Source organism: Frankia sp. R82 (assembly GCF_023716925.1).
Taxonomy (GTDB): domain Bacteria; phylum Actinomycetota; class Actinomycetes; order Frankiales; family Frankiaceae; genus Frankia.
The window spans coordinates 1-7,803 of the sequence record NZ_JAMQQG010000230.1; the positions used below are offsets into that span (position 1 = coordinate 1).

General features: G+C 71.2%; 5 protein-coding genes and 2 pseudogenes. 4 read left to right on the plus strand and 3 right to left on the minus strand.

Features of this window, described 5'->3' with window-relative positions:
• From ND747_RS19020 to ND747_RS19030, 3 genes and pseudogenes are all read left to right on the plus strand, one after another.
• Nucleotides 1-405, plus strand: a pseudogene (locus ND747_RS19020) (hypothetical protein); the annotation flags it as partial.
• Nucleotides 405-1,067 carry a precorrin-8X methylmutase gene (locus ND747_RS19025; RefSeq protein ID WP_251735092.1) on the plus strand — a complete coding sequence of 221 codons (663 nt, stop codon included), beginning with the start codon at nucleotides 405-407 and terminating at the stop codon, nucleotides 1,065-1,067. The pseudogene ND747_RS19020 and the gene ND747_RS19025, both read left to right, overlap by 1 nt.
• Nucleotides 1,064-2,692: a precorrin-2 C(20)-methyltransferase gene (locus tag ND747_RS19030; protein ID WP_251735094.1), complete on the plus strand. Its 1,629-nt coding sequence runs from the start codon at nucleotides 1,064-1,066 to the stop codon at nucleotides 2,690-2,692. The genes ND747_RS19025 and ND747_RS19030 overlap by 4 nt, the downstream gene beginning before the upstream one ends.
• A gap of 94 nt (nucleotides 2,693-2,786) precedes the next feature.
• On the opposite strand, the gene ND747_RS30180 is transcribed toward ND747_RS19030, so the two are convergent.
• The 3 genes and pseudogenes from ND747_RS30180 to ND747_RS19040 form a co-directional block, all read right to left on the minus strand.
• On the minus strand, nucleotides 2,787-3,749 hold the full coding sequence (locus ND747_RS30180; RefSeq protein WP_374216271.1) for a cobalt-precorrin-6A reductase: 963 nt from the start codon (nucleotides 3,747-3,749) through the stop codon (nucleotides 2,787-2,789).
• Nucleotides 3,750-3,797: 48 nt separating this feature from the next.
• A pseudogene (gene cobM, locus ND747_RS30185) lies at nucleotides 3,798-4,529 on the minus strand (precorrin-4 C(11)-methyltransferase); the annotation flags it as partial.
• 167 nt (nucleotides 4,530-4,696) lie between these two features.
• Entirely contained in the window at nucleotides 4,697-5,380 is a 684-nt protein-coding gene (locus ND747_RS19040) for a DUF3710 domain-containing protein (protein WP_251735098.1), read from the minus strand.
• A 437-nt stretch (nucleotides 5,381-5,817) separates the two neighbouring features.
• On the opposite strand from ND747_RS19040, the gene ND747_RS19045 reads away from it, so the two are divergent.
• Nucleotides 5,818-7,161 carry a DUF5925 domain-containing protein gene (locus tag ND747_RS19045; RefSeq protein ID WP_251735099.1) on the plus strand — a complete coding sequence of 448 codons (1,344 nt, stop codon included), beginning with the start codon at nucleotides 5,818-5,820 and terminating at the stop codon, nucleotides 7,159-7,161.
• The last annotated feature ends 642 nt before the right edge of the window (nucleotides 7,162-7,803 follow it).

Genomic DNA, 7,803 nt, shown 5'->3' on the forward strand with positions numbered 1-7,803 from the left:
GACGTGCGCCGCGACGCCACCCGGGCGGCGGCAGCGCCGGGCGGACCACGCCGGCGGGTGCTGCCGGTGCACTGGTCGGGCTGCGGCCGGCGGTGTGGGCAGCCGTCCGGTGCTGTGGTCGAGGTGGTGGCGACGACGGACGGCTACCGGGTACGCCGGGCGGCCCTCTCGTCTACGGCAGCCCCTTCGGCTGCGATGCCCGTCTCGTCCCTGGCCAATGGCGATCCCTCGGCCAGCGGCGATGTAGGAGACACGGTGTTGGTCTGGGCATCAGGCGAGCCGGGCGGGCCGGGAGCGACGGGCGGCGTGGGCGAGGGTTGTGACGGTCCGCGCGTGGCGGACTGGGCGGGTCTGGTGGCCGCGGTGGCGGGCGCGCGGGCGTTGCACCGAGGGGAGTCGGGCTGATGGCGGCTGCGACGTCGGCGGGTACGCCGCGTCCGGAGTACGACTACGTCCGGGACGGGGCGGAGATCTACCGTCGGTCGTTCGCGACGATCCGCGCGGAGGCCCGCCTGGACGGCCTGCCCGCGGATGTCGCCCGGGTGGCGGTGCGCATGATCCATTCGTGCGGGATGGTCGATCTGGTCGACGACCTGGCCTACAGCCCCGGGGTGGTCGCCGCGGCGCGCGCGGCGCTGCTGGCCGGGGCGCCGGTGCTGTGCGACGCGCAGATGGTCGCCGTCGGCGTGACCCGGCGCCGGCTGCCGGCGGACAACGAGGTGCTGTGCCTGCTGGGCGACCCGCGGGTGCCGGCGCTGGCCGCGCAGCTCGGCACCACCCGCAGCGCCGCCGCCGTCGACCTGTGGGCGCCGCGGCTGGACGGCGCGGTCGTGGCGATCGGCAACGCGCCCACGGCGCTGTTCCGGCTGCTCGAACTGGTCGCGGCCGGGGCGGGACGGCCGGCGGCGGTCCTCGGCGTGCCGGTCGGGTTCATCGGGGCCGCCGAGTCCAAGCGGGCCCTCGTCGACGACCCGGCGGGCCTGGAGTACCTCGTGGTGCACGGCCGTCGCGGGGGCAGCGCGATGACCGTGGCCGCCATCAACGCGATTGCGAGCGAGCAGGAATGACCACGGCATCCGAGCCGGCCGCCGGTGTGGACGTGACGGGACGGCTGTGGGGGGTCGGGGTCGGACCGGGAGATCCGGAGCTGATCACCCTGAAGGCGGCCCGGCTCATCCGGGACGCGGACGTGATCGTCTACCACGGCGCTCGGCACGGTCGCAGCATCGCCCGGTCCATCGCCGCCGCCCATCTGCGGGGCGACCAGCTCGAGGAGGCCCTCGTCTACCCGGTGACGACCGGGGCGACCAGCCATCCCGGCGGGTACCGGGGGGCGATCGACGAGTTCTACGAGGACTGCGCCAAGCGGCTGGCCACCCATCTCGACGCCGGCCGGGACGTCGTCGTGCTCAGCGAGGGCGATCCGTTCTTCTACGGCTCGTTCATCCACCTGCACCGGCGGCTCGCCGACCGGTACCCGACCGAGGTCGTCCCGGGGGTGACCTCGCTGTCCGCCGGCTGCGCGGTGCTCGGCCGGCCGCTCGTCGAGGGCAACGAGGTGCTCACCGTGCTGCCGGGCACCCTGCCGCCGGACGTCCTCGCCGAACGGATCGCTGGAACTGACACCGCGGTCGTGCTCAAGATGGGCCGGACGTTCCCCGGTGTGCGCGAGGCGTTCACCGACGCGGGCCGTCTCGGTGACACCTGGTATGTCGAGCGGGCCACCACCACCGGTCAGCGGATCGCCCGCCTCGACGAGGTGGACCCGGCCTCCGTACCGTACTTCTCCCTGGCCGTGCTGCCGAGTCCCGTGCGCGGTCCGCGCGATCCGGCCCCGCTGCGGGCCGGCCAGGCCGAGTGGGTGACCCGCCCGGCCGCCGAGGGCGAAGCCGCGACTGCCACCACGATCGACGACGGGCCGGTCGCGGCGGATCACCGGCCGGCGGGGGAGGTGGTCGTCGTCGGGCTCGGACCGGGGGACGCGGCCTGGCTCACCCCGCAGGCCGCGACGGCGCTGGCGACCGCCGAGGACCTGATCGGCTACGGACCGTACCTCGACCGGGTGCCCGTCGACCCACGTCAACGGCGGCATCCGTCGGGGAACACCGTCGAGGCCGACCGGGCCGAACACGCTCTGGAACTCGCCGCCGCCGGCGCCCGGGTGGCGGTGGTGTCCTCGGGCGATCCGGGCGTGTTCGCGATGGCCACCGCGGTCGTCGAGGCGGCCGCGCAGGAACGGTTCGCGCAGGTCGCGGTCCGGGTTGTGCCGGGACTGACCGCGGCCCAGGCGGTGGCCAGCCGGGTCGGCGCGCCGCTGGGGCACGACTTCTGCGTCCTGTCGCTGTCCGACCGGCTCAAACCCTGGGAGATCATCGAGCGGCGGCTGCGGGCGGCCGCCGCGGTCGACCTCGTCCTGGCCCTGTACAACCCGGCGTCGCGGACCCGTCGCGAGCAGCTGGACCGGGCGCTCACGGTCATTCGGGAACATCGTGGTCCGGACACTCCGCTGGTGATCGGCCGGGATGTCGGCGGCCCCACCGAGACGGTCACCGTGACCACGCTCGGTGCCATCGACCCCGCGGTCGTCGACATGCGCAGCCTGCTGCTCGTCGGTTCGTCCACGACCCGGATCGTGCGTCAGAGTCCCGACGGCGACCTCGTCTACACCCCCCGCCGCTACCCGGCGCCGTAGCTTCACCCGTCCAGGGCCCTGGCCCTGCAGGCCCTCTTGCGCCTGTGCCTCTTGATCCCATGGCCACCAGCGCCGTGGCATCGCTGGTGCGGCGTCAGCTCGCGTGCTGTGCGGTGATTCTGGTGAGTGCGGCGTCAACGGAATCGACGATGTTGACGAGGTCGATGCCCGGTGGCGTCGCGGGACGGTCGACGAGGATGACGGGCAGACCCAGCTCACGAGCGGCGGTCAGCTTGGCGGCGGTCATCGGGCCGCCGCTGTCCTTGGTGATGACGACGTCGATGGCATACCTGCGCAGCAGATCCCGCTCGGCGGCGACATCGAACGGCCCCCGGTCGAGCAGGACGGCGTGCCGTGGCGGCAACGCTGCGTCGGGTGGTTCGACGCAGCGAACCAGAAACCAGGGGCGGTCCAGTCGAGCGAACAACCCGAGATCGCCGCGTCCGGTGGTCAGGAAAACCCGCGGTCCAGACCCCGTCGAGTCCGCCGGGACGACGCCATCCGTGGCAGGGACGGGGTCGGCGGCGGTGGCGGGATCTGTGGAGAGGGCGAGGTCAGTGGCGGTGGCCGGGGCGGATGCGAACCGGTCGAGCAGCTCCACTGCGGCCGCCATGGACGGCACTCGACGCCAGTCGTCCCCCGGCTGTTCCCGCCAACCGGGTCGACGCAGTACCACCAGCGGCACCCCGCTCGCGGCCGACGCCGTCGCCGCGGACGCCTGCATCCTGGCCGCGAACGGGTGCGTGGCGTCGACCAGCAGGTCGATCCGCTCGGCCAGCAGAAGCTCGACGAGTCCGTCCGGCCCGCCGAACCCGCCGATCCGTATCCGGCAGGACGACGGCACTCGCGGATCCCGCACCCGTCCGGCGAGCGAGTACAACACCTCGTGCCGGCCGTCCGCTGCGAGTGCCGTGGCCAGTTGACGTGCCTCGCCGCTACCACCAAGCAGCAGAACCCGGCGCAGCACCCCGGATGGCCTGGCACCCGGGGCTGATGCGGGTGATGCGGGTGGCCCCTGTTCCGCAGGCGTCGGGCACCCCGCTGGCGCCGGTGGCACCGACGACCATCCGGAGGGAGGTGCCGGACGGCCGTCGTCCGGGGCGAACCGCCCCTTGGAATACAGGAAGCTGTCCTGGAAACCGTCCGCGGCCAGCGCCTGACCGACGATGATCACTGCCGTTCGGGTGAGGCCTGCGGCGCGGGATCGTCCGGCGATGTCCGTGAGAGTGCCGCGCAGCACCGTCTCCTGGTCGCGGCTCGCCCACGCCACCACGGCCGCGGGACAATCCGGGCCGTAACGCGGAGTCAGCTCGCGGACGACCTCCTCGATCCGGTGCACCGCCAGATGCAGAACGAGCGTCGCCCGCGACGCTGACAGAGTGGCCAGGTCCTCGCCGGGCGGCATCGGGCTCGACACCACGGACGTTCGAGTCAGGATCACGCTCTGCGCGACCCCGGGCACGGTCAGTTCTCGGCGGAGAGCCGCGGCCGCAGCCGCGAACGCCGGCACGCCTGGCGTCACGTCATAGGGGACACCCGCCTCGTCCAGCCGGCGTATCTGCTCGGCCAGCGCGCTGTAGAGGGACGGATCACCGGAGTGCAGCCGGGCGACGTCCTGCCCGGCCGCGTCGGCGGCGCACAGCTCGGCGACGATCTCGTCCAACGTCATCCGGGCGGTGTCGACCCGACGGGCGCCCGCCGGACACCAGGCCAGCATCTCGGCCGGCACGAGGCTGCCGGCATACAGGCAGACCGGACTCGCGGCAACAAGCTCACGCCCGCGGACGGTGATGAGATCCGCGGCGCCAGGCCCGGCCCCGATGAAGTGGACTGTCATCCGCGGCCCGCCCTGGTGCCGGGTCGCCCTGCGGAACGGGACACGACCGGCAACGCTAGCAGCCCGCGCCCGGACGAGCGTCCCGTCAACCCGCGCCCGTGAGCTGCCCTGCGTCCCGTGATCCGCGTCCACGACCCGCGTCCACGACAGCGCGCCCGGCCACCCGATCAGGCAAACATGCCTCGCTTACCGAGGGTGATGATTTCGGCGGTCTCGCGGGGGCTGGGCACCTCCACAACCGGTGCTGCCCGACGATCGGGCGGGATGAGCGGGATCGGTTCGCGCACCGGCATCGGTGCCGAACCACGAACGACGACCGTCGCGTCAAGGAGCTCGTCGAGGGCAGGAGCTGCCGACGGATCGGTGGCGGCCTCGCCGGTGAACACCGCGCACAGAAACCAGCGCGGTCCGTCTATCCCCGCGACGCGTGCCCTGGTCGGTCCCTGCTCGGTCATAACCGGCAGATGGAGCTCGGGTCCGCGCGTTCCCATCTCCACCACCGCTCCGTCCTCCTCGTCGAGAGCTGCCAGCAGGTCTGCGCGGACCGCGGCCCACAGGCCCTCTCGGCGTGGCGCGGCGAGAACGGACAGCTCGACAGTTGATGCGCCGTCCGTGACGATCAGCGCCGGCAGGGGGCCGGCAAGGGAGAGTCGGAGCCAGGTGCCTTCCACCCGCGGGATGAGCAACGCGCCGAAGTCGGCGCGTTCGCGTCCATCCGGAGGCCGATCAGCCAGGTCGAAGGGGCCAATGCGGGGGAGCCCATCGGCCTGTGTGATCCCGGACAGCGCGGCGTCGTCCGCAGCCGGCTGCGGCGACGTGAACGAGGCCTGCGCTGCTCGGTTCGGATCCATCCCGCTCGAGGGTTCGACTGGCAGGGACTCCGGATGGGACGCCCCGGAGCGAGGGACATCCACATCCGCGGATACGCGGCGCTTTGTTCGGATTGCGAGCCGTCCACCAAGCACTGGGTACCACCTCCCACCGGAATCCTGAGGTGACAGGGCGACTCCTTTCGGTAGGCGCGCCGATGGGAGATTGGTTACCGAGGGATGCGGTCGGCTCCAGGGATCACAGCGAGCCTGGCGGAAGGTCCTCCCCGTGAGGTGTGGGGCACAGGTCGATCGGCACCCAAGGCGATCGGATGGCGACCGAATGTGGCCATTGATTCTGGTCTGGTCGGCCGTGATGATCGTGGATGTCGTGGCTGCGTCGCGGTGTGTCGCGGCGTGGCGCGGTAAATCCGGTAACGGGATGGTGAAATCCCCACGCGTCCGGGACCATCGAGAGCGTGTCTGTTCCAAACCAGAAGGCGTCGTTGCCCAAGTCCTGGATGGTCTCCGAGTCGTTGAGCGGCGGCATGAAGCTCCCGTTTGTCGTCGGCCTGGACGATTCCGACACCCCATACGACGTGGTCGACGCGCTCGCCCTCGCCCCCTTCACAACCGGTGAACAGCCCTGGGCCCGCAGCGCGCGGCTCGACCGGTTGCGACCGGGGGCCACGCTGTTGCCATCCGGAGCGCGTCTGCTGCGCTCGGTAGTTGAAGAATCCCGCGACTCGCGCCTGGCTGTCGGCGAGGGGTGGACCGTCCGGGCGGTACGTTGGCGCGGTGGCGGAGGTGAGGTCACCGTCACCGCAGTCACCGAGCAGCTTGCCCGCGGAGTTCTCGATGACGTGGTGCGGTCCTCGACCGCCGAGGCCGGTGTCGACAGTAACGTGACCATGGGCTTTTGGTACCTGTCGAGCCAGCGAGGGCCCATCCGGACCAGTCGCCGCACGGCGACGACGAGCTGGTCGTCGATCCGGGGCAATTACGCTGCCTCGACTGTGGGCGGCCTCGACGCCCTGATGGCTGTCCGCCGCGAAACCGTGGCCGGCAGGCTGATCCTGCTACACGGCCCCGCGGGTACCGGGAAGACAACCGTGCTGCGCGCCTTGGCCCACGAGTGGCGGTCCTGGTGCCAGGTCGACTGCGTACTGGACCCCGAGTCGCTGTTCGCCGACCCGGCCTACATGATGGAGGTCGCGATCGGCTTTGATGACGATGGTGAGACCGAGACGGCTGAGCCCACGATCGGGACCCCGTCGGACTCCATCGCCGCCGGATCCCCGGGAGATGGGGGAGGCCCTGGCCGCGCCGAGGCGAAGGCCGGGACCAGCGGCGACGATGGCTTGGATGACGACGGCGCTGGAGAAGGCTCCGGTTCCTTCGCTGAGGGAGGCGGCGAGCGCGCCGAGGACCGAATGGGCCAGCCGGTCGGCCGGCGCTGGCGTCTGCTCGTCATCGAGGACTGCGACGAGCTCATCCGCGGCGATGGCCGAGGAACAACCGGTCAGCAGCTTTCGCGGCTGCTGAACCTCACCGACGGCCTGGTGGGTCAGGGACGCGAGGTCCTGGTCGCCCTGACCACCAACGAGGATTTGTTCCGGCTGCATCCTGCGGTTGTGCGTCCAGGTCGTTGCCTCGCCCAGATCGAGGTCGGTGCCCTGCCCCACTCGGAAGCGGTTTCCTGGCTTGGTACGGCCGAGGGGGTGGGCTCGACAATGACCCTCGCCGAGCTGTTTGCCCTTCGCGACGGGCGAGGCCTGCCCCGTCCTGCACTCGTTGACACCAGTCACGGTCTGTACCTGTAAGTCAGGAACATCTGGGGCGTCGCGCATCGTCGCGCGGCGCCCCGTTCCAATGGTCACCGACGGGTTGTCGGCCACGGAAATCGACCAGGTGAACGGCTGGGTGCCCACGCCACGAGTTCATTCGGCGAGATCGGGAATCTCGTCGGCGATGACACCACCGGCGAGAGCCCCTCGAGGTGTTGGCGACCGGTGACAGAGCATCGCGGTTGTCGCTGGGTACCGATGGCGCGAATGTGCGTCCAGGACGCGGCGGACACAGGTGACAAGACAAGGCCCACCCTGGGTGGCCGAACCCGAGGGTTCGGATCATCGTTAGTAGCCGTCGACCTGAGGAGTCGCATCCGATCCTCAAGGGGAGTCATGCGGCTCCTCCGTCGATCTTACCCAGGATGGAATTCTCCGTCATATCGAGGTGGTTGAAAGAAAGAGAATCCCCCGGTGCACCCGAGTACGCCGGTGGCCATTGTCGGCTTCTGGTGCCGTCACACCATCCGATGGGGGCATTTCAGCCTCGGCTGCCGGTTAGTTCGCTGTGTAGTTGTCAGGGTGCGTGTGGTGCTGGGCGCCGGTGGGGGTGGTCCAGGTGATGTGGCCGGGGAGGGTCTGTTCGATCAGCCAGCTGGCGGGCTGCTGATGATCGGC